Origin of the sequence: Pseudomonas sp. COR18 (assembly GCF_048568395.1) — a bacterium.
In the GTDB taxonomy this organism is placed as follows: Bacteria; Pseudomonadota; Gammaproteobacteria; order Pseudomonadales; family Pseudomonadaceae; genus Aquipseudomonas; species Aquipseudomonas fuscovaginae_B.
This window is the reverse complement of sequence record NZ_CP183808.1, coordinates 3,247,001-3,266,926: the sequence shown is the minus strand read 5'-3', so window position 1 is coordinate 3,266,926 and position 19,926 is coordinate 3,247,001. Positions and strand designations below refer to the sequence as shown.

At 61.8% G+C, this 19,926-nt stretch carries 15 protein-coding genes, 1 tRNA gene and 1 pseudogene; 12 read left to right on the top strand and 5 right to left on the bottom strand.

From position 1 onward, the window contains the following. Positions 1–24 precede the first annotated feature (24 nt). The 5 genes and pseudogenes from glpE to ACM62G_RS15025 all read left to right on the top strand — a co-directional run bounded on the left by glpE (position 25) and on the right by ACM62G_RS15025 (position 6,854). On the top strand, positions 25–354 hold the full coding sequence (gene glpE, locus ACM62G_RS15045; RefSeq protein ID WP_054057022.1) for a thiosulfate sulfurtransferase GlpE: 330 nt from the start codon (positions 25–27) through the stop codon (positions 352–354). 301 nt (positions 355–655) lie between these two features. Continuing rightward, on the top strand, positions 656–2,578 hold the full coding sequence (locus ACM62G_RS15040) for a PrkA family serine protein kinase (RefSeq protein WP_054057023.1): 1,923 nt from the start codon (positions 656–658) through the stop codon (positions 2,576–2,578). A gap of 139 nt (positions 2,579–2,717) precedes the next feature. Next, a complete protein-coding gene (locus ACM62G_RS15035; protein WP_017902887.1) occupies positions 2,718–3,989 on the top strand; it encodes a YeaH/YhbH family protein in 1,272 nt (423 codons plus the stop codon). Continuing rightward, positions 3,986–5,556, top strand: a pseudogene (locus ACM62G_RS15030) (SpoVR family protein). The gene ACM62G_RS15035 and the pseudogene ACM62G_RS15030 overlap by 4 nt, the downstream one beginning before the upstream one ends. A gap of 62 nt (positions 5,557–5,618) precedes the next feature. After that, positions 5,619–6,854, top strand: a complete 1,236-nt coding sequence (locus ACM62G_RS15025) for a multifunctional CCA addition/repair protein (protein WP_273825971.1) — start codon at positions 5,619–5,621, stop codon at positions 6,852–6,854. A gap of 103 nt (positions 6,855–6,957) precedes the next feature. On the opposite strand, the gene folK is transcribed toward ACM62G_RS15025, so the two are convergent. Both folK and folB read right to left on the bottom strand, forming a co-directional pair. After that, entirely contained in the window at positions 6,958–7,488 is a 531-nt protein-coding gene (gene folK / locus ACM62G_RS15020) for a 2-amino-4-hydroxy-6-hydroxymethyldihydropteridine diphosphokinase (RefSeq protein WP_054057026.1), read from the bottom strand. After that, positions 7,479–7,832, bottom strand: coding sequence for a dihydroneopterin aldolase (gene folB, locus ACM62G_RS15015; RefSeq protein ID WP_054057027.1), 354 nt, complete (start codon positions 7,830–7,832; stop codon positions 7,479–7,481). Before folB ends, folK begins: the two co-directional genes overlap by 10 nt. 74 nt (positions 7,833–7,906) lie before the next feature. Here folB and plsY point away from each other — a divergent pair, with 74 nt between their 5' ends. Next, complete coding sequence (gene plsY, locus ACM62G_RS15010) at positions 7,907–8,476, top strand: glycerol-3-phosphate 1-O-acyltransferase PlsY (protein WP_054057028.1); 570 nt, start codon at positions 7,907–7,909, stop codon at positions 8,474–8,476. A gap of 31 nt (positions 8,477–8,507) precedes the next feature. Here the strand turns inward: plsY and tsaD are convergent, their stop codons facing one another. Then, positions 8,508–9,533, bottom strand: coding sequence for a tRNA (adenosine(37)-N6)-threonylcarbamoyltransferase complex transferase subunit TsaD (gene tsaD / locus ACM62G_RS15005; protein ID WP_054057029.1), 1,026 nt, complete (start codon positions 9,531–9,533; stop codon positions 8,508–8,510). Positions 9,534–9,728: 195 nt separating this feature from the next. Between tsaD and rpsU the strand changes: the two genes are divergently transcribed. The 5 genes from rpsU (at position 9,729) to ACM62G_RS14980 (ending at position 18,234) form a co-directional block, all read left to right on the top strand. Further along, a complete protein-coding gene (rpsU, locus tag ACM62G_RS15000; protein ID WP_002551877.1) occupies positions 9,729–9,944 on the top strand; it encodes a 30S ribosomal protein S21 in 216 nt (71 codons plus the stop codon). 433 nt (positions 9,945–10,377) lie between these two features. After that, positions 10,378–12,366, top strand: coding sequence for a DNA primase (gene dnaG / locus ACM62G_RS14995; RefSeq protein ID WP_273825972.1), 1,989 nt, complete (start codon positions 10,378–10,380; stop codon positions 12,364–12,366). 67 nt (positions 12,367–12,433) lie between these two features. Continuing rightward, positions 12,434–14,284: an RNA polymerase sigma factor RpoD gene (rpoD, locus tag ACM62G_RS14990; RefSeq protein ID WP_054057032.1), complete on the top strand. Its 1,851-nt coding sequence runs from the start codon at positions 12,434–12,436 to the stop codon at positions 14,282–14,284. Positions 14,285–14,398: 114 nt separating this feature from the next. Further along, complete coding sequence (locus ACM62G_RS14985; RefSeq protein ID WP_419737429.1) at positions 14,399–18,142, top strand: bifunctional diguanylate cyclase/phosphodiesterase; 3,744 nt, start codon at positions 14,399–14,401, stop codon at positions 18,140–18,142. Between the two features lie 15 nt (positions 18,143–18,157). Next, positions 18,158–18,234: transfer RNA gene (locus tag ACM62G_RS14980), tRNA-Ile, on the top strand. Here the strand turns inward: ACM62G_RS14980 and ACM62G_RS14975 are convergent. Further along, a complete protein-coding gene (locus ACM62G_RS14975; protein WP_419737528.1) occupies positions 18,191–19,240 on the bottom strand; it encodes a phage integrase in 1,050 nt (349 codons plus the stop codon). The genes ACM62G_RS14980 and ACM62G_RS14975 overlap by 44 nt on opposite strands. A 129-nt stretch (positions 19,241–19,369) precedes the next feature. Beyond that, the gene (locus ACM62G_RS14970) at positions 19,370–19,606 is read right to left on the bottom strand and encodes a helix-turn-helix domain-containing protein (RefSeq protein WP_419737428.1); all 237 of its coding nucleotides are present in this window, start codon (positions 19,604–19,606) and stop codon (positions 19,370–19,372) included. A gap of 93 nt (positions 19,607–19,699) precedes the next feature. Between ACM62G_RS14970 and ACM62G_RS14965 the strand changes: the two genes are divergently transcribed. Further along, positions 19,700–19,918: a hypothetical protein gene (locus ACM62G_RS14965; RefSeq protein WP_419737427.1), complete on the top strand. Its 219-nt coding sequence runs from the start codon at positions 19,700–19,702 to the stop codon at positions 19,916–19,918. The last annotated feature ends 8 nt before the right edge of the window (positions 19,919–19,926 follow it).

Here is a 19,926-nt window from a genome sequence, read left to right as displayed (position 1 = left end):
ACAAGCCCCCGACCGGAGCCAACCATGAGCGAATTCAAACGCATCCCCCCCGAACAAGCCCAGGCCCTGCGCGAGCAAGGTGCCGTGGTCGTCGACATCCGCGATCCGCAGGCATTCGCCCTGCAGCACATCGCGGGCGCGAAACACCTGGACAATCACTCACTGCACGACTTCATCACCAACGCCGATCTGGATAAGCCGCTGGTGGTGTGCTGCTACCACGGCAATTCCAGCCAGAGTGCGGCAGCCTACCTGGCGGGCCAGGGTTTCTCCGAGGTCTACAGCCTGGATGGCGGCTTCGAACTGTGGCGTACGACCTATCCTTCGGAAATCGCTCAAGATATTTCCGAATAATTTTTTTCTTCCGCTCAAGCCCGCACGAACCGCGGGCTAGAGCATTTCCTGACGAACGGTAAAGCGCAACTAATTGCGCATCCCGCCTTGACCTCCCCGATTCCGAACTATCCTTAAGCGCGAGGCCATCCAAATCAGGGGAGAGCCGGTACACCGGCGTACGGGTCATCGGTAGTAATTTTCAAGGCCACCGCCGCCTTGAAGGTGTTCTGGGGGGTAAACGGCAACGGCTTCACCGTTGCATGCCAGCACTTGACTGACTGATCCGGCACCGGCTCCAAGTATCGAGCGAGGTGACGTCATGAGCATATTCAGCCATTTCCAACAACGCTTCGAATCCACACGGCAGGAAGAACTCACGCTGCAGGAGTATCTTGAGCTGTGCAAAAAGGATCGCAGCGCCTACGCCTCGGCAGCCGAGAGGATGCTACTGGCAATCGGCGAACCCGAACTGCTGGATACGTCCACCAACTCACGGTTGTCGCGCATCTTCTCCAACAAGGTGATCCGTCGCTATCCGGCCTTTGAAGACTTCCATGGGATGGAGGAATGCATCGACCAGATCGTTTCGTATTTCCGCCACGCCGCCCAGGGCCTGGAAGAGAAGAAACAGATCCTCTATCTGCTCGGTCCGGTGGGGGGTGGGAAATCCTCACTGGCGGAAAAGCTGAAACAACTGATCGAGAAGGTGCCCTTCTACGCCATCAAGGGCTCGCCGGTGTTCGAGTCGCCACTGGGCCTGTTCAACGCCACGGAGGACGGCGCGATCCTCGAGGAAGACTTCGGCATTCCGCGGCGCTACCTGAACACCATCATGTCGCCCTGGGCGACCAAGCGCCTGGCCGAGTTCGGCGGCGACATCAGCCAGTTCCGCGTGGTCAAGCTCTACCCTTCGATCCTCAACCAGATCGCCGTGGCCAAGACCGAGCCCGGTGACGAGAACAACCAGGACATTTCCGCGCTGGTGGGCAAGGTCGATATCCGCAAGCTGGAGGAATTCCCGCAGAACGACGCCGACGCCTACAGCTACTCAGGCGCCCTGTGCCGGGCCAACCAGGGCCTGATGGAGTTCGTCGAGATGTTCAAGGCACCGATCAAGGTGCTGCACCCATTGCTGACCGCCACCCAGGAAGGCAACTACAACAGCACCGAAGGCCTGGGGGCGATTCCCTTCACCGGCGTACTGCTGGCCCACTCCAACGAATCGGAATGGCACACCTTCCGCAACAACAAGAACAACGAGGCGTTCATCGACCGGATCTACATCGTCAAGGTCCCGTACTGCCTGCGGGTCAGCGACGAAGTGAAGATCTACGACAAGCTGCTGCACAACAGTTCGCTGTCCAAGGCGCACTGCGCGCCCGACACCCTGCGGATGCTCGCCCAGTTCACCGTGCTCTCGCGCCTCAAGGAGCCGGAAAACTCGAACATCTACTCGAAAATGCGCGTCTACGACGGGGAAAACCTCAAGGACACCGATCCCAAGGCCAAGTCGATCCAGGAATACCGCGACGCGGCTGGCGTCGATGAAGGCATGAACGGCCTGTCGACCCGCTTCGCGTTCAAGATCCTGTCCAAGGTCTTCAACTTCGACCCCCATGAGATCGCCGCCAACCCGGTACACCTGCTGTATGTGCTCGAACAGCAGATCGAACAGGAACAGTTCCAGGCCGAAACCCGCGAACGCTACCTGCGCTACCTCAAGGAATACCTGGCGCCGCGCTACATCGAGTTCATCGGCAAGGAAATCCAGACTGCCTACCTGGAATCCTACAGCGAATACGGCCAGAACATTTTCGATCGCTACGTGCTGTACGCCGACTTCTGGATCCAGGACCAGGAGTACCGCGATCCGGAAACCGGCGAGATCCTCAACCGCGTCGCCCTCAACGAGGAACTGGAAAAGATCGAGAAACCGGCCGGCATCAGCAATCCGAAGGATTTCCGCAACGAAATCGTCAACTTCGTACTGCGCGCCCGGGCCAACAACAACGGCAAGAATCCGACCTGGCTCAGCTACGAGAAGCTGCGGGTGGTGATCGAGAAGAAAATGTTCTCCAACACCGAGGATCTGCTGCCGGTCATCAGCTTCAACGCCAAGGCCAGCAAGGAGGATCAACAGAAACACAACGACTTCGTCACACGCATGGTCGAACGCGGCTACACCGACAAACAGGTACGCCTGCTCTCCGAGTGGTACCTGCGGGTTCGCAAGTCGCAGTAACGGCAGCTGCAAGCGCCAGGCTGCAGGTCGTCGACACGTCCCCCGGCGTGTCCGCGGTCCGCGCAGCCAACCGCTTGTCCCCGAGTTTCCAGCCCGGTGCTGGAAGCCTGTAACTTGAAGCTGCCCGGAGGGCTCCACCATGAGCTATGTGATCGACCGACGCCTCAATGGCAAGAACAAGAGCACGGTGAACCGCCAGCGCTTCCTGCGGCGTTACCGTGATCACATCAAGAAAGCGGTCGAGGAGGCCGTGAGCCGCCGTTCCATCACCGACATGGAACACGGCGAACAGATCAGCATTCCCGGTCGCGACATCGACGAACCGGTGCTTCACCATGGGCGCGGCGGCAAGCAGACCGTGGTCCATCCCGGCAACAAGGAATTCACCACCGGCGAACACATTCCCAGGCCACAGGGCGGCGGCGGCGGACGCGGTCCCGGCAAGGCCGGCAACTCCGGCGAAGGGATGGATGAGTTCGTCTTCCAGATCACTCAGGAGGAATTCCTCGAATTCATGTTCGAGGACCTGGAACTGCCGAACCTGGTCAAGCGCAACCTCACCGGCACCGACACCTACAAGACCGTCCGCGCCGGGATCAGCAACGAGGGCAACCCCTCGCGCATCAACATCATCCGCACCCTGCGCTCGGCCCATGCCCGACGCATCGCCCTGTCCGGCAGCAGCCGGGCGAAACTCAAGGAGGCCAAGGCCGAACTGGAGCGACTGAAACGCGAAGAACCGGACAACTTCGGCGATATCCAGGAAATCGAGGCGGAAATCGAACGACTCAGCGCGCGTATTCACCGTGTGCCGTTCCTCGATACGTTCGACCTCAAGTACAACCTGCTGGTCAAGCAACCCAACCCCAGCTCCAAGGCCGTGATGTTCTGCCTGATGGACGTGTCCGGCTCGATGACCCAGGCGACCAAGGATATCGCCAAGCGCTTCTTCATCCTGCTGTACCTGTTCCTCAAGCGTAACTACGACAAGATCGAAGTGGTGTTCATCCGCCATCACACCAGCGCCCGGGAGGTCGACGAGGAGGAGTTCTTCTACTCGCGGGAAACCGGCGGCACCATCGTCTCCAGCGCCCTGAAGCTGATGCAGGAGATCATGGCCGAACGCTATCCAACCAACGAATGGAACATCTATGCCGCCCAGGCCTCCGACGGCGACAACTGGAACGATGATTCGCCGATCTGCCGCGACATCCTGATCAACCAGATCATGCCGTTCGTGCAGTACTACACTTATGTAGAGATCACCCCGCGCGAACACCAGGCCCTGTGGTACGAGTACGAACGCATCAGCGAAGCGTTCAGCGATACGTTTGCCCAGCAGCAGCTGGTATCGGCCGCCGATATCTATCCGGTCTTCCGTGAACTCTTCCAGCGCAGGTTAGTGACATGACCTCCAGAGAGCAGAAACAGCCCAAGCGCCAACCCATTTCCACCGGCTCGGAATGGACCTTCGAACTGATCCAGGCCTACGACCGCGAAATCAGCCGTATCGCCGAGCGCTACGCCCTGGACACCTACCCCAACCAGATCGAGGTGATCACCGCCGAGCAGATGATGGATGCCTATGCCTCGGTGGGGATGCCCCTGGGCTATCACCACTGGTCCTACGGCAAGCACTTCCTCAGCACCGAGAAGTCCTACAGCCGCGGCCAGATGGGCCTGGCCTACGAGATCGTGATCAATTCCGACCCCTGCATCGCCTACCTGATGGAGGAAAACACCATCTGCATGCAGGCACTGGTGGTCGCGCACGCCTGCTACGGCCACAACAGCTTCTTCAAGGGCAACTACCTGTTCCGTACCTGGACCGATGCCAGCTCGATCATCGACTATCTGGTTTTCGCCAAGCAGTACATCACCCAGTGCGAGGAACGCCACGGTATCGACGCCGTCGAGGACCTGCTCGACTCCTGCCACGCCCTGATGAACTACGGCGTCGACCGCTACAAGCGCCCCTACCCGATCTCCGCGGAGGAGGAACGGCGTCGGCAGAAGGAGCGTGAAGAACACCTGCAGAAACAGATCAACGACCTGTGGCGAACCATTCCCAAGGGCGCGGACAAGCTCAGCGAGAAGGACAACGCCCGCTTCCCCTCCGAACCCCAGGAGAACATTCTCTATTTCATCGAGAAACACGCGCCGCTGCTGGAACCCTGGCAGCGGGAAATCGTGCGGATCGTGCGCAAGATCGCCCAGTACTTCTATCCGCAGCGCCAGACCCAGGTGATGAACGAAGGCTGGGCGACGTTCTGGCACTACACCCTGATGAACGATCTCTACGACGAAGGCCTGGTCACCGACGGCTTCATGATGGAATTCCTCGCCTCCCATACCAGCGTGGTGTTCCAGCCCGGCTTCGACAGTCCCTACTACAGCGGGATCAACCCTTATGCCCTGGGCTTCGCGATGTACCGCGACATCCGCCGGATGTGCGAGGAACCCACCGAAGAAGACCGCCGCTGGTTCCCCGAGCTGGCGGGCAGCGACTGGTTGTCGAGCATCAAGTTCGCCATGAGCAGCTTCAAGGACGAGAGTTTCATCCTGCAGTACCTGTCGCCCAAGGTGATCCGCGACCTGAAGCTGTTCAGCATTCTCGACGACGATCAACGCGACGACCTGCTGGTACCGGCCATCCACGACGAAAGCGGCTACAGGACCATCCGCGAAACCCTGGCCGCCCAGTACAACCTGGGCAACCGCGAGCCCAACGTGCAGATCTGGAGCATCGATCGCCGCGGCGACCGTTCGCTCACCCTGCGCCACCAGCAACACAACCGCAAACCCCTGGGCGACTCGACCGAGGAGGTACTCAAGCATCTGCATCGCCTGTGGGGCTTCGACATCCATCTGGAAACCCTGCAGGGCGACCAGATCATGAAGACCCATCACGTCCCCCCAAAGGCGAACACGGCGAAAGCGAGTACGGTCGACTCGACCTGGCCGTGATTCACCTCTGAGTTGCAGACACCTCCGTTGGCGGACAACACAGGTTATCCTGTCCGGCCAACGGAGGTTTTTCATGCAGATCTATAAAGTCGGCGGTGCGGTACGTGATCGCCTGCTGGGCCGCGCGGTCACCGATATCGACTGGGTCGTGGTCGGTGCCACCAGTGAAGAGATGCTCGCCAGGGGCTTTCGCCCGGTCGGAGCGGACTTCCCGGTGTTTCTCCACCCCAAAAGCGGCGAGGAATACGCCCTGGCCCGCACCGAGCGCAAGAGCGGGCGCGGCTACGGCGGTTTCACCTTCCATGCCAGTCCCGAGGTCACCCTCGAAGAGGACCTGATCCGTCGCGACCTGACGATCAACGCCATGGCCGAAGACGACCACGGCAACCTGACCGACCCCTACCACGGCCAGCAGGATCTCGAAAATCGCGTATTGCGGCACGTTTCCCCGGCATTCGCCGAAGATCCCCTGCGTGTATTGCGCGTTGCCCGCTTCGCCGCCCGTTATGCCGGCCTCGGGTTCACGGTGGCGCCACAGACGCTCGCACTGATGCGTCAGTTGGCGGAGTCGGGCGAACTGGAGGTGCTGACACCGGAGCGCAGCTGGAAGGAAATCTCCAGGGCCCTGATGGAGGAACAGCCTCAGGTATTCATTCAGGTACTGCGCGAATGTGGCGCCCTGGCAGTGCTGTTTCCCGAGATAGATGCCCTCTTTGGTGTCCCGCAGCCAGCCGCCCACCATCCGGAGATCGATACGGGTCGGCACACCCTGAGCGTGCTGGAACAGGCCGCCCGCCACCAGCAACCCCTGACCGTACGCTGGGCCTGCCTGCTGCATGACCTGGGCAAGGGTCTCACCCCCGAGGAGGAATGGCCGAGGCACATTGCCCACGAAGCCAGGGGGCTTGCTCTGATCAAGGCCGTCAACGAGCGCTACAAGGTGCCCCGCGATTGCCAGGAACTGGCCCTGCTGGTCGGTGAGTATCACACCCACGGCCATCGTGCTCTCGAACTGAAAGCCTCGACCCTGCTGGAGCTACTGCAGAGTTTCGATGTCTATCGTCGGCCGCAACGTTTCGAGGAATTCATCGCCGCCTGTGAGATGGATGCCCGCGGGCGCCAGGGGCTGGAACAGCGGGATTATCCGCAGGCCGCCTACCTGCGCGGCGCGGCGCAGGCGGCCAAGGCCGTCGCGGTTCAGCCGCTGATCGAAAAGGGCTACAAGGGACCGGCACTGGGCGAGGCGCTGCGCCGCGAACGCCTGACCGCCCTCAAGGCCTACAAGGAGAAAAACACGACCGCCCCTTGAAGAGCACGGTCCGATGTGGGAGCGGGCTTGCCCGCAAAGCTCTGCGCTATATCAAGGACGCCGCACTGGCAAGCCAGCTCCCACAGGCTGATGAGGCTTGGGCTCAGGCCGATGCCGCCAGCAACGCGGCGGGTGTCAGTTGCTCGCCGCGCCATTCGAACGCAACGGGAGCCAGCACCTGATCGATCCGCGCCTCGCGCCACAACGTCGCAAAACTCTTCCCGGCTTCGGGATGCAGCTTTTGCGGCGCAATCAGCGACAATGGCCACAATACGAATGCATTTTTCAGGATTTCGGCACGCGGCAGGATCAGCCCGTCGAAATTCCCTACCTGCTCACCATACAGCAGGACATCGATATCCAGCGGCAAGCCTTTGCGATCCGGCGCATAACGGCCGTTGTCGGCCTCGATGAACTTCAGTCGACGATCCAGCTCCATCAACGGCAGATCGGTCAGGGCCGACACCACCAGGTTGAAGAACGGTCCGCTCCTGATCCCTACCGGCTGGCTCTCGAACACCGCCGAGCAGCGGATATCCTGCAGAAACCCGGCAAGGGCATCCAGACCGGCGCACAAATGGGTTTCGCGCTCGATGTTGCTGCCGAGCCCGAGATAAACCTGAGTTAGCGACATCCGCGCTCGATCTCCACGCCCACGCCCCTGGCGGCCGCAACCGCCCCCGGCTTGGTCAACTTGAGGTGCAGCCAGGGAATCTGGAACTCGCTCATGAGCACTTCGGCCAGGCGCTCGGCAAAGGTTTCCACCAACTGGAACTGCGACTGCTCGGCAAAAGCCTGGATCCGCGTCGACACGCTGGCGTAGTCGAGCGCCAGGGTCAGGTCATCCCCTGCCGCGGCCGGGCGGTTGTCCCAGGCGAAACTGAGGTCAAGACGCAGGCATTGCCTGATGCCGCGCTCCCAGTCGTAGGCCCCGATCACCGTGTCGACTTCCAGGCCCTCGATAAACACTCTGTCCAAGCACTCTTCTCCGCAGCACGACAAGGGCGCAATGCGCCGTTAGAATCAGGGCGTCCTCGCCCGGAATAGTTAGCATGTTTTGGTTACTGGCGATCCTCGCCTACCTGCTCGGCTCTCTGTCCTTCGCCATTTTGCTCAGCCGCCTGACCGGCACGCCCGATCCGCGAATGAGTGGCTCGGGCAATGCCGGCGCCACCAACATGCTGCGCCTGGCCGGCAAGAAACTGGCGATCCTGACGCTACTCGGCGACCTGCTCAAAGGCCTGCTGCCGGTACTGATCGCCGGGCTTGCCGGCATGACGCTGCAACAACAGGCCTGGATCGGCGTCTGCGCCGTTCTTGGCCACCTGTTTCCCCTCTATTTCCGCTTTCGCGGCGGCAAGGGGGTGGCGACAGCGGCCGGCATGCTGCTGGGGCTCTACCCTCCAGCGGCCCTGCTGGCCATCGCCACCTGGATCCTGACCTTCTACCTCACCCGCACCAGCTCGCTGGCCGCCTTGATCGCCACACCGCTGACCCTGCCGCTGCTGGCCTGGCAGGAGCCGGCGGCGCTGTTGCCGATGAGCGTACTGACCGGGCTGATCGTATGGCGCCACCGTGGCAATCTACGCGACCTTTTCGCAGGCCGCGAACGGCATTTCTAGATATTGCCCGTGAAAGCCGAGCCACAGCGCCTCAAAGTGGCGGCAACTGCTCCATCGGCCAACGCGCCTGTACGCTGATCGCCAGGCTTTCATGCTGCCCGGCCTGCAGGCGCTGGCAGCCGGCAAAGGCAATCATCGCGCCGTTATCGGTGCAGAACCTCGGGCGTGCATAGAACACCTCGCCCTTCAGGTCGCCGAGCATTTTTTCCAGGGACTCGCGCAAGGCCTTGTTGGCACTGACGCCACCGGCGATCACCAGACGCTTCATGCCGGTCTGCTTCAACGCCCGCTTGCACTTGAAGGTCAGAGTCTCCACCACTGCCTGCTGGAAGGCCAGCGAGATGTCGCAACGGGTTTGCTCACCGTCGTCTCCAGCGCTGACGCACTGCTGCCAGGTATTGAGGGCAAAGGTCTTCAGGCCGCTGAAGCTGAACTCCAGGCCCGGACGGTCGCACATCGGCCGCGGGAACACGAAGCGCCCGGGCACACCCTGTTCAGCCAGCCGGGCGATTTCCGGGCCGCCCGGATAATTCAGGCCGATCAGCTTGGCGGTCTTGTCGAAGGCTTCGCCGGCGGCATCGTCCAGGCTTTCGCCCAGCACGCTGTACTGACCGATACCCTCGACCTGCACCAACTGCGTGTGCCCGCCGGAGACCAGCAGGGCGACGAAAGGAAACTCCGGTGGCTGCTCCTCGAGCATGGGCGCCAGCAGATGACCTTCCATATGGTGCACGCCCAACGCCGGGATATCCCAGGCGAAAGCCAGGGCCTGGGCGCACGAGGCGCCGACCAGCAAGGCGCCGACCAACCCTGGGCCGGCGGTATAGGCGATCGCATCGATCTCGGTCGGTGCACAGTCGGCCTCGGCCAGCACCTGGCGGATCAGCGGCAGCATGCGCTTGACGTGATCGCGGGAAGCCAGTTCCGGCACCACGCCACCATAGGCCCGGTGCAGGTCGATCTGGCTGAACAGCGCGTCGGCCAGGAGGCCGCGCTCACTGTCGTACAGCGCGACGCCGGTCTCGTCGCAGGAGGTTTCTAATCCCAGTACTAGCATGGGTTTGCGCCCTGAGGCTGAATTCGAAGGCGCGCATGATAGTCGTCCCCCCCAGCTCCGACCAGCGGTTTTCGATCAGAGGCTTTGCATTCCGCGTCCCGAGGGGTTAACATCCGCAACCCTTAAAAACCGATGATCTCCAGTGCGCTTTTGCCTGAGGACGTCGACCCCGGTAATGAATGAAGGTAGCTCTGGATGCCAGCCGTCAAAGTTAAAGAGAACGAACCCTTCGACGTAGCTCTGCGTCGTTTCAAGCGCTCCTGCGAAAAAGCCGGTGTTCTGGCTGAAGTTCGTAGCCGCGAATTTTACGAGAAGCCAACTTCCGAGCGTAAGCGCAAGGCAGCTGCTGCTGTCAAGCGTCACGCCAAGAAAGTTCAGCGCGAACAGCGCCGCGCCGTTCGTCTGTACTAATACACAGACGTTCGCTGCAAGCTTCTGCCAAGCCCGGCCCTCAGCCGGGCTAATGGCATTTGCGGATATCGCTTGAGCTTCACCGTCAAAGCCGCCGATGCGGCCCAGACGAACCCGCTTCACCACGTCAGAACTGGCTTATAGCCAGCGGTGCACGTCTTTACTGACGAGCCTAACAAGGCTACCGGCGAGCACACCCTTTCCAGCTTGCGGCAAATCCGTGGTCACCTTGACCTCCAGCGGGCCCGACAGCGACATTGTACAAATCGAAATTCGACAGGCCGCCCGATTCAAGGTCAGCCGGTTTCGACAGATACATTTCCCGACGATGCTTGAGCAGACGACGAACGGTCGCGCAGCCAACAGGCCTGCATGCCTCACGTCGACAGGCCCTTTCGGGATCTCCCAGCAGCGCAGTGACAACGAGAACGCCATGGCCGGGCTGATACCCCAGAGCTTCATTGACGACCTTCTGAACCGTACCGACATCGTCGATGTGGTCAGCTCGCGCGTGCAACTGAAAAAGGCCGGCAAGAACTACACCGCCTGCTGTCCTTTCCACAAGGAAAAGACCCCGTCCTTCAGCGTCAGCCCGGACAAGCAGTTCTACTATTGCTTCGGCTGCGGCGCAGGGGGCAATGCCCTCGGCTTCATCATGGACCACGACAACCTGGACTTCCCCCAGGCTGTCGAGGAGCTGGCGAAAGCTGCCGGCATGGAAGTCCCCCGCGAGGAAAGGGACAACGGCCGCGGGCGCAAGCCACGCCAGCCGACCGACTCGCCGCTCTATCCGCTGCTGACCGCGGCCGCCGAATTCTACCGCCAGGCGCTCAAGAGCCATCCGGCGCGCAAGGCTGCCGTCGATTACCTCAAGGGCCGCGGCCTGACCGGCGAAATTGCCCGCGACTTCGGCCTGGGTTTCGCCCCGCCGGGCTGGGACAACCTGTTCAAGCACCTGTCCAGCGACACGCTGCAGCAGAAGGCCATGATCGACGCCGGCCTGCTGATCGAGAACGCCGAAACCGGCAAGCGCTACGACCGCTTCCGCGACCGCGTGATGTTCCCTATCCGCGACACCCGCGGCCGCATCATCGCCTTCGGCGGCCGGGTGCTCGGCGACGACAAGCCCAAGTACCTGAACTCACCGGAAACCCCGGTGTTCCACAAGGGCCAGGAACTCTACGGCCTGTACGAAGCGCGCAAGAACAACCGCAACCTCGACGAGATCATCGTCGTCGAGGGCTACATGGACGTCATCGCCCTGGCCCAGCAGGGCCTGCGCAACGCCGTGGCCACCCTGGGCACCGCGACCAGCGAAGAGCACATGAAACGCCTGTTCCGGGTGGTGCCCAGCGTGCTGTTCTGCTTCGACGGCGACCAGGCCGGCCGCAATGCCGCCTGGCGCGCGCTCGAGGCCACCCTGAGCAGCCTGCAGGACGGCCGGCGCGCGCGCTTTCTGTTCCTGCCGGAAGGCGAAGACCCGGATACCCTGATCCGCGCCGAAGGCACCGACGCCTTCCGTGCCCGGATCAACCAGCATGCGCAACCCCTGGCCGACTACTTCTTCCAGCAATTGACGGAAGAGGCAGACCCGCGCTCGCTGGAGGGCAAGGCCCACATGGCCACCCTCGCCGCCCCGCTGATCGACAAGGTGCCAGGCGCCAACCTGCGCATCCTGATGCGCCAGCGGCTGACGGAAATCACCGGCCTGAGCAGCGAAACGGTCAGCCAACTGGCGCAAAGCGCGCCAGCACAGATGCCGGGTGCCTACGACCCGGGCATCGACTACGGCTTCACTCCGGACTACTCGGACCACCCGGACTATTCGGATTACCACCAGCCGCAGGAGGCCTACGTGCCCCAGCAGCAGGAGTGGACGCCGAAGAAATCCGCTGGCGGCGGCAAGAAGTGGGAAAAGAAACCCTGGGACAAGAACGGCAAGCGTGGCGGCGATCGCGACCAGCCACACCCACCCAGGGTCCCGGCGCCGGTGGAGCCGCCGATCCAGGCCGCGGTGCGCACGCTCATTCACTACCCGCAACTGGCCGGCAAGGTCGAGACCGCCGGTCACTTCGCCGATGAAGACAACAGCACGACCCAGTTGCTGGTGGCCCTGCTCGAGGCCTTGCAGAAGAATCCTCAGCTAAGCTCCATTCAGATGCTTTCGCGCTGGCACGGCACCGAACAGGGCCGATTGCTGACCCGTCTGGCGGAAAAGGAGTGGCTGATCGACGGAGAAAACCTTGAACAACAGTTTTTCGACACCATAACTAGCTTGTCAGCCCGCCAGCGCGAGCGAAAGCTGGAACAACTTCTCAGGAAATCGCGACAGAGCGAGTTGAGCGCCGAGGAGAAATCCCTGCTGCTCGAATTGCTCAAACGCGATGTTCCTGCATCAAACCCGACCTCAACTGGCGCGTGAGGTCATAGCTCAGGTATAATCCTCGGCTTGTTTTTTGCCCGCCAAGACCTTCAGTGGATAGGGTGTTATGTCCGGAAAAGCGCAACAGCAGTCTCGCCTCAAAGAGTTGATCAGCCGTGGTCGTGAGCAGGGTTACCTGACTTACGCGGAGGTCAACGACCACCTGCCGGAGGATATTTCAGATCCGGAACAGGTGGAAGACATCATCCGCATGATCAACGACATGGGGATCAACGTATTCGAGAGTGCTCCGGATGCGGATGCCCTTTTGTTGGCCGAAGCCGATACCGACGAAGCCGCTGCCGAAGAAGCAGCTGCGGCGCTCGCGGCTGTGGAAACCGACATCGGTCGCACTACCGACCCGGTGCGCATGTACATGCGCGAAATGGGCACGGTGGAGCTGCTCACACGTGAAGGCGAAATCGAAATCGCCAAGCGTATCGAAGAGGGCATCCGTGAAGTCATGAGTGCCATCGCGCACTTCCCTGGCACGGTTGAATACATCCTCGACGAGTACAATCGCGTCACCAGCGAAGGTGGCCGCCTGTCCGACGTTCTCAGCGGCTACATCGACCCGGACGACGGCACCGCGCCGCCTGCCGCCGAAGTTCCGCCACCGGTCGATGCCAAGTCCGGCAAGGACGACGGCGACGACGACGAAGACGAAGAATCCGAAAGCGGTGACGACGAGGAAGAGGCCGAAAGCGGTCCGGACCCGGTCGTTGCGGCACAGCGTTTCGGCGCCGTCGCCGAGCAGATGGAAATCACCCGCAAGGCGCTGAAGAAGCACGGCCGCCACAACAAGGCGGCCATCGCCGAACTGTTGATCCTGGCCGACCTGTTCATGCCGATCAAGCTGGTGCCCAAGCAGTTCGAGATCCTGGTCGAGCGCGTTCGCAGCGCCCTGGATCGCCTGCGTCAGCAGGAACGCGCCATCATGCAGCTGTGCGTGCGTGATGCCCGCATGCCGCGCGCCGATTTCCTGCGCCAGTTCCCTGGCAACGAAATCGACGAGAGCTGGAGCGATGCCCTGGCCAAGGGCAAGGCCAAGTACGCCGAAGCCATCGGCCGCCTGCAGCCGGACATCATCCGTTGCCAGCAGAAGCTGACCGCACTCGAGGCCGAAACCGGCCTGACGATCGCCGAGATCAAGGAAATCAACCGTCGCATGTCGATCGGTGAGGCCAAGGCCCGCCGCGCGAAGAAAGAGATGGTTGAAGCCAACCTGCGTCTGGTGATCTCCATCGCCAAGAAGTACACCAACCGCGGCCTGCAATTCCTCGACCTGATCCAGGAAGGCAACATCGGCCTGATGAAGGCGGTGGACAAGTTCGAATACCGTCGTGGCTACAAGTTCTCGACCTATGCCACCTGGTGGATCCGTCAGGCGATCACTCGTTCGATCGCCGACCAGGCCCGCACCATCCGTATTCCGGTGCACATGATCGAGACGATCAACAAGCTCAACCGTATTTCCCGGCAGATGCTGCAGGAAATGGGTCGCGAGCCGACGCCGGAAGAGCTGGGCGAACGCATGGAAATGCCTGAGGACAAGATCCGCAAGGTATTGAAGATCGCCAAGGAACCGATCTCCATGGAAACCCCGATCGGTGATGATGAAGACTCTCATCTGGGTGACTTCATCGAAGACTCGACCATGCAGTCGCCAATCGATGTCGCCACCGTTGAAAGCCTCAAGGAAGCCACCCGCGAAGTGCTGTCCGGCCTTACCGCCCGTGAAGCCAAGGTATTGCGGATGCGTTTCGGCATCGACATGAATACCGACCACACCCTCGAGGAAGTCGGTAAGCAGTTCGACGTGACCCGCGAGCGGATTCGTCAGATCGAAGCCAAGGCGCTGCGCAAGCTGCGTCACCCGACGCGAAGCGAGCATCTGCGCTCCTTCCTCGACGAGTGATGGACAAAACCCCCGGCCCGCCGGGGGTTTTGCTTTTCAGCAGGGTACAAAAGCCTCTCCTCCCCCACAGCCCGTCTACACTCGAAACAATCCCCGTGCCATAACGAGACCGTTATGCCCAGACTGCCAGCCCTGCTACTGCTGTCGCTGCTCGCCTGGACCGCAACGGCTGGCGCGTTGAGTCTCACCGATGAGGAACGTAGCTGGCTCGCGGCCCATCCGGAGCTTCGCCTGGGCATCGATAGCGCCTGGCCGCCATTTGAGTTTCGCGATGAAGACGGACGCCACCAGGGACTGTCCGCCGACTACATGGCACTGGTGGAAAAACGCCTGGGCATCAGGCTCACACCCGCCGAGCCGATGAGTTGGGCAGCGGTGCTGCAACAGGCACGCGATGGCAAGCTCGACCTGCTGCCCGGCGTGATGTCCACGCCGGAACGTCGGGCCTACCTGGCCTTCACCCGCCCGTACCTGGACTTTCCGATCGTCATCCTCGCCCATGAGGGCGGTGCCAAGCCGCGCAACCTGCAGGAACTGTATGGACTGAAGATCGCCGTGGTCGAAAGCTACGCCCCCCACGAGCTGTTGCGCACCCATCATCCGGACCTGAACCTGGTCGCCCTGCCGAACGTCAGCTCGACCCTCCAGGCCCTGGCCACCGACGAGGTCGATGCCGTGGTCGGCGATCTCGCCTCCACCGTCTGGAGCCTGCGCCAACTCAAGCTCGACGGCCTGTATGTCAGCGGCGAAACGCCCTACCGCTACCAACTGGCCATGGGTGTGCCGCAGGAGCAGAAGATCCTGGTGGGCATTCTCGACAAGGTCATGGCCGACATGAGCCCCGCCGAAGTCGACGCCATCCAGAAACACTGGGTCGGCAACGTCATGAGCGGCCCCTCGTACTGGGTCGATATCCTCAGCTACGGCTTGCCGGGCGTCCTACTGCTGGTCACCGTGCTCGCCGTGGTGATCCGCGTCAACCGGCGCCTGAGCTCGGAGATCTCCCGGCGGGTGGCCCTCGAACAGGAACTGCGCAGCAGCGAGTACCACTACCGCGGCCTGGTGGAGAGCCTGTCGGCGATTGCCTGGGAAGCACGGATGGAGGATTACACCTATACCTATGTCTCGCCGCACGCCGAAGCCCTGCTCGGCTACCCGCTGGCCCACTGGCTGGTACCGGGCTTCTGGCGCAGCATCACCCACCCTGCCGACCTCACCCGCGCCCACGCCTTCTTCGATCACCAGGTCCTGGCCGGCCTCGACCACAGCCTCGATTATCGGGTGATCACCGCCGACGGCCGGACCCTGTGGGTGCGCGACATCGTCAGCCTGATCGGAGAGGGTGATGATCTGGTCATCCGTGGCTTGATGATCGACATCAGCGAAACCAAGCACACCGAGGAGGCGCTGCGCCTGTCGGAGCAGAAATTCGCCTCGGTATTCCAGCAGTGCCCCGACATTCTGGTGATCGCCCGGCTATCGGACGGCTGCCTGCTGGAGGTCAACGAAGCCTTCGAGGAACAGATTGGCCTGCGCGCCGCGCAGGTCCTGGGGCGGAGCGCCACCGAACTCAACATCTGGGGCATCGAGGGGGTCGGTCCCGGCCTCCTCCAGCGCCTGCAGGGTGGCAGCCTCCGCAACCTGGAAATGCCCTTTCGCCGCAGCAACGGCCAGCTGTTCACCGGGCTGATTTCCGCCGAGGTTTTCGAACTCGACACCACCCCCGCGCTGGTGGTCGTGGTGCGCGACATCAGCCAGCTCAAGGAAACCCGGGAGCAACTGCAGACCTCCGAGGAAAAATTCGCCAAGGCCTTCCACGCCTCTCCGGACGGCATGCTGCTGAGCCGCCAGCGCGACGGCATGCTGCTGGAAATAAACGAAGGCTTCACCCGCCTCACCGGCTACAACAGCGCCAGCTCGCTGGACCACTCGGCCATGGATCTGGGTCTGTGGGTCAACCTCAACGAGCGCAAGCACATGCTCGAACTGCTGCAACGCGATGGCTTCGTCCGCGACTTCAATTGCCATATCCGCCGCAGCGACGGGCAGATCCGCCTCTGCGAAGTCTCCAGCCGCCCCCTGCCGATCGGCGGCGAAGACTGCATGCTGACCATCGCCCGGGACATCACCGAACGCCACCTGATGCAGGAGAAGCTGCAACAGGCCGCCACGGTCTTCGAAAGCACCGCCGAAGGCGTCCTGATCACCGACACCCGGCAGCACATCAGCGCGGTCAATCGCGCCTTCAGCGAAATCACCGGCTACAGCGAAACCGAGGCCCTGGGCAACACCCCGCGCCTGCTCGCCTCGGGCCAGCACGACAGCGCCTTCTACGCCGCCATGTGGCACCAGTTGAGCGCCGACGGCCACTGGCAGGGCGAGATCTACAACCGGCGCAAGAATGGCGAACTCTATCCCAGCTGGCTGACCATCAGCGCCGTGCGCAACCGCGACCAGGTCATCACCCACTTCGTCGCCGTGTTCGCCGACATCTCCAGCCTCAAGCACGCCCAGGCGCGGCTCGACTACCAGGCCCACCACGACCCGCTGACCGGCCTGCCCAACCGCACCCTGTTCGAAAGCCGCTTGCAGGCGGCGCTGAACAGCCAGCAGGAAAATGGCGGCCAGGGCGCGGTGCTGTTCCTCGACCTGGATCGTTTCAAGCATATCAACGACAGCCTCGGCCACCCGGTCGGCGACCTGCTGCTCAAGGGCATCGCCCAGCGCCTGAAGGAGCAACTGCGGGATATCGACACCGTGGCCCGCCTGGGTGGTGACGAGTTCATCATCCTGCTGCCCGGCCTGCACCAGCCCAGCGACGCCGAGCACCTGGCCAACAAGCTGCTGGACTGCTTCAGCGCGCCGTTCCAGGCCGGCGAACACGAGTTCTTCATCAGCGCCAGTATCGGCACCAGCCTCTATCCCGGCGACGGCACCGATGTCGCCACCCTGATCAAGAACGCCGACGCGGCGATGTACCGCTCCAAGGCCAAGGGCCGCAACCGGGTCGAAAGCTACACCCGCGACCTCACCGCCCAGGCCAGCGAACGGGTCGCGCTGGAACACGAGTTGCGCCGCGCCATCGAACGCCAGGAACTGGTGCTCTACTACCAGCCCAAGATCAGCCTCGACGATGGTGCACTGGTCGGTGCCGAAGCGCTGATCCGCTGGCACAACCCGACCTACGGCGACGTGCCTCCGGAGCACTTCATTCCGCTGGCGGAAGACAACGGCATGATTCTGCAGATCGGTGACTGGGTCCTGGAACGCGCCTGCCGCCAGATGCAACGCTGGACCTTGCGCTACGGCGAATTCGGCCCACTGTCGGTCAACCTCGCCGGCGCACAATTGCGCCAGCCGAACCTGCTGGCACGCATCGAACAACTGCTCAAGAGCCACCATCTGCGCCCCGGCTGCCTGCAACTGGAAATCACCGAAAACTTCATCATGAGCCAGACCGAAGAGGCCCTGGATGTCCTGCACCAGCTCAAGCGCCTGGGCGTGCAACTGGCCATCGACGACTTCGGCACCGGCTACTCCTCGCTGAGCTACCTCAAGCGCCTGCCGCTGGACATCCTCAAGATCGACCAGTCATTCGTCCGCGGCCTGCCGGACGACCCCCACGACGCCGCGATCGTCCGTGCCATCATCGCCCTGGGCCGCAGCATGCAGTTCACGATCATCGCCGAGGGCGTGGAAAACCTGGCGCAGCAGGCATTCCTCACGGCCGAAGGGTGCGAACAGATCCAGGGCTACATCGTCAGCCTACCGCTGTCCGCCGACGAATTTGCCGCGACCTTTCTTCACATGACGCTTTCGGAGTTTTCGGATGGCACAGGAGAGAAACCGTCGTTATAATTCGCGGCCAACTGAGGGCCTATAGCTCAGTCGGTTAGAGCAGAGGACTCATAATCCTTTGGTCCACGGTTCGAGTCCGTGTGGGCCCACCAACTCCAAAGCCGCGTAATACGCGGCTTTGCCGTTTCTGGGGGTTGGGGAGCATGTGCCCGCGTGCCCTTCAAAACCATGAAAAGTGTCCACAATGTGTCCACGCCGAATCGCGAGGGGGTTGAGATTGACCACATCAGCCAGGTGCCCAGGGCTGAAATGGGCGTACCTCTGGGTCATAGCCAGGGACGCATGGCCGAGTACCCGCTGCAGCGTGAGGATGTCACCGCCGTTGCGCATGTAATGACTGGCGAACGTGTGTCGCAGCACATGCGTCAGCTGACCATCAGGGAGATCCAGTGCAAGGTTCTCTACCACCTTCCTGAAGATGTTGTACCCAGGCCGGAATGGTAGAGCTGCCTGCAGGCGCCTTTCCAAATCACTAGAGATAGGGACAGTCCGACTCTTGCTGGATTTCGTTCGAAGGTAGTGGATTAGCCCATTGCGAACCTGTCGCGGCTGAAGACCTTCTGCTTCGCCCCAGCGGGCACCAGTGGCCAGACAAACCTCTGCGATCAGACCGGCGTCAGAACCTTCGGCGGCCAGAGCCTCCAAGAGCGGACGAATGTCGTCGACCTCCAGATAGGCCATCTCCGCTTCATCAAACTTCAGCTTGCGAACCATGGCCAGCGGGTTTTCACCTACCCATTCCCCCAGCCTGGCCAGCTCGTTGAACACTGCCCTTAGGTAAGCCAGTTCATGATTCAGCATATTTGCACTGATCGGCTTACTCTGCCCTTCGGCTTTACTGAAACCGCGACCTGGTGTTGACCTGGTGTGTTTTCCCTCCGCCCGCTCCGCCCGATAGACGGCAAAGTGGGATGAAGTGAAGGCCTGTGCCTTCGGGTTTCCCATCCGCTCGGACATAGCAACCAGCAAGGCCAGTCGCTCATCGCCAGTTTTCAGATTCTGGCCATGGAGCTTGTGCCATAGCCGAACCAAATCGACCAAGGTTCGATCATCCCGTTTGGCCGGCGCTTCAAACTCTCCGCGAGATCCATCCCCCATAACCCGGCGCTCCAGGTGCATGGCTTCGTTCTTCGACTTCACGCGCCTGCGGAAACGGGGACCGTCTCTCCCCTCTGGCCTGCAGTCGACCAGCCAGACACCTGACGGCAGCTTCGTGATAGCCATGGTTCACACCGGGCTGATCTGGCCACACGCCGCCGACGTCTCGCCAGTTGTGAGCCAGAGCGCGTACTTCGTGAACCGAGCATGGTTTGCTACTGCCAGGAACGGGGCCAAGGCCATCTCAGTAATTCCCGCCTCGTATTTCTTCCAGGTGCTCAGGCTGAAACCCAGCAACTGGCAGAACTCCCCCTGTGTCAGCCCTTCCTTAGAACGGATCGCTTTCATCTTCGCCGGCATATCCATGTGCTTCTCCTCTCTTGACAGGTTCCAAACTTGGAACCATCATGGTTCCAGATATGGAACTTTGATCCCCAATATTCGCGAGAGGTTAACAGAATGCAGATCACTATCGACACGCCCTACGTCACGGTAGGCGAGTACGCCAAGCGCTCCGGACAGTCAGATTCGGCAATTCGCCGCGAGATCGAGACGGGCCGCTACATCATCCGTCCAAAGGCCGAGGGTTCTAAGTCAGCAGTCCTCATCAACTTGGTACACCTGGCCATGGAAGCAGCCGAACAAGCAGAGCGCGTTCGGGCAGCCGGAAAGCGGTAAGGGGCTCG

What these genes read in the sequence shown, in the direction of transcription:
- glpE (WP_054057022.1), top strand. Translation starts at nt 25, where the DNA reads ATGAGCGAATTCAAACGCATCCCCCCCGAACAAGCCCAGGCCCTGCGC.
- ACM62G_RS15040 (WP_054057023.1), top strand. Translation starts at nt 656, where the DNA reads ATGAGCATATTCAGCCATTTCCAACAACGCTTCGAATCCACACGGCAG.
- ACM62G_RS15035 (WP_017902887.1), top strand. Translation starts at nt 2,718, where the DNA reads ATGAGCTATGTGATCGACCGACGCCTCAATGGCAAGAACAAGAGCACG.
- ACM62G_RS15025 (WP_273825971.1), top strand. Translation starts at nt 5,619, where the DNA reads ATGCAGATCTATAAAGTCGGCGGTGCGGTACGTGATCGCCTGCTGGGC.
- folK (WP_054057026.1), bottom strand. Translation starts at nt 7,488, where the DNA reads ATGTCGCTAACTCAGGTTTATCTCGGGCTCGGCAGCAACATCGAGCGC.
- plsY (WP_054057028.1), top strand. Translation starts at nt 7,907, where the DNA reads ATGTTTTGGTTACTGGCGATCCTCGCCTACCTGCTCGGCTCTCTGTCC.
- tsaD (WP_054057029.1), bottom strand. Translation starts at nt 9,533, where the DNA reads ATGCTAGTACTGGGATTAGAAACCTCCTGCGACGAGACCGGCGTCGCG.
- rpsU (WP_002551877.1), top strand. Translation starts at nt 9,729, where the DNA reads ATGCCAGCCGTCAAAGTTAAAGAGAACGAACCCTTCGACGTAGCTCTG.
- dnaG (WP_273825972.1), top strand. Translation starts at nt 10,378, where the DNA reads ATGGCCGGGCTGATACCCCAGAGCTTCATTGACGACCTTCTGAACCGT.
- rpoD (WP_054057032.1), top strand. Translation starts at nt 12,434, where the DNA reads ATGTCCGGAAAAGCGCAACAGCAGTCTCGCCTCAAAGAGTTGATCAGC.
- ACM62G_RS14985 (WP_419737429.1), top strand. Translation starts at nt 14,399, where the DNA reads ATGCCCAGACTGCCAGCCCTGCTACTGCTGTCGCTGCTCGCCTGGACC.
- ACM62G_RS14975 (WP_419737528.1), bottom strand. Translation starts at nt 19,240, where the DNA reads ATGGGGGATGGATCTCGCGGAGAGTTTGAAGCGCCGGCCAAACGGGAT.
- ACM62G_RS14970 (WP_419737428.1), bottom strand. Translation starts at nt 19,606, where the DNA reads ATGGATATGCCGGCGAAGATGAAAGCGATCCGTTCTAAGGAAGGGCTG.
- ACM62G_RS14965 (WP_419737427.1), top strand. Translation starts at nt 19,700, where the DNA reads ATGCAGATCACTATCGACACGCCCTACGTCACGGTAGGCGAGTACGCC.